Here is a 1,255-nt window from a genome sequence, read left to right on the forward strand (position 1 = left end):
ACAAATTAAAAGCCTTGAAACGTCAGTTATTGAGGTGTTAAACCAAGCCTTGCAGTATTTCTAACAGCAAGATCCGAGTTATGAGTTTTTAGGGCAATCTCTGCATGATTCTTTTACCCAAGAAGCTTCGATTATTAAGAATGGAACTTCGGATAATAATCGCGAAAAGCAACTTTTAGTTAACTCCCTCGAAGACCAAAATAACCCTATTCGCCTCATCTTTGCTGTAGACATGCTCAATGAGGGATGGGATGTGCTTAATCTGTTTGATATAGTGCGTCTCTATGATACACGTCAAGCAAGTGGTAAAGCAGGTAAAATCGGGGCTTATACCATTAGAGAAGCTCAGCTAATTGGGCGTGGAGCAAGATATTGTCCGTTTGTTGATGATGATCATGAATTAAAATTCAAGCGTAAATACGATAGTGATCTCTCTAACCCAAAACGCATACTTGAGACTATGTATTTTCATAGTAAAAACGACTCGAGATATATTACCGAGTTAAAACAAGCTCTTATCGAGACAGGCTTACAGGCTCAAGAACTTATTCGACTAGAATACAAGCTTAAAGAAGATTTCAAAAATAGTGATTTTTTCAAAGACGGTTTTGTGTTTGCTAATAAGCGGGTTATAAAAAGTAGAGCTCAAGTTACAGGTGTTGAAGATAGAGTAAAAGGAAAAAGCTACCAGTTCAAAACCAAGTCTGGCAAAGGATATGAAAGTAGTTTTTTTGATGAGAATGAGAATAATGACTTATCAAAAGTAAGCAATCTCGACCTCATTACCAACACCAAGGTTCTCAAATTTAAAGATATCGATTTAAATATTCTCCTAGGGGCAAGTGAGTTTTTTAATGAGTTAAGATTTGATATTCTGCAAGAAAAATATCCGCACCTTACTAGCAAAAAAGAATTTCTCACTTCAGAGAACTATCTAGGTAACTGTCGGATTGAGATTACTTACTTTAACCAGAGTTTACTAGGTAAGGATATCTTTCTTGCCGTAAAACAGGTCTTAAATGAAATCTCATCCCATATTCTATCTCTCAAACCGCAATACGAGGGTACACATGAGTTTGAGGCTAAGAGAATCAATGAGGTGTTAAAAGACAAAACCATTCAAGTTGAAAAAATTGACTCTAATGGTGGTAAAGGTGCTTCTCAAAATGACTGTGATATTATAGATCTTCACGTCAATTTAGAAAAAGAAAACTGGTATGTCTTCAATGACAACTATGGTACAAGTGAAGAAAAA

General features: G+C 35.7%; 1 protein-coding gene. It reads left to right on the forward strand.

What is annotated here, in order from left to right:
- Positions 1-232: 232 nt before the first annotated feature.
- The coding region (locus CJP74_RS07900) for a hypothetical protein (RefSeq protein ID WP_222987057.1) at positions 233-1,255 on the forward strand (1,023 nt) is incomplete at its 3' end.

Source organism: Psittacicella melopsittaci (genome assembly GCF_003585925.1).
Taxonomy (GTDB): domain Bacteria; phylum Pseudomonadota; class Gammaproteobacteria; order Enterobacterales; family Psittacicellaceae; genus Psittacicella; species Psittacicella melopsittaci.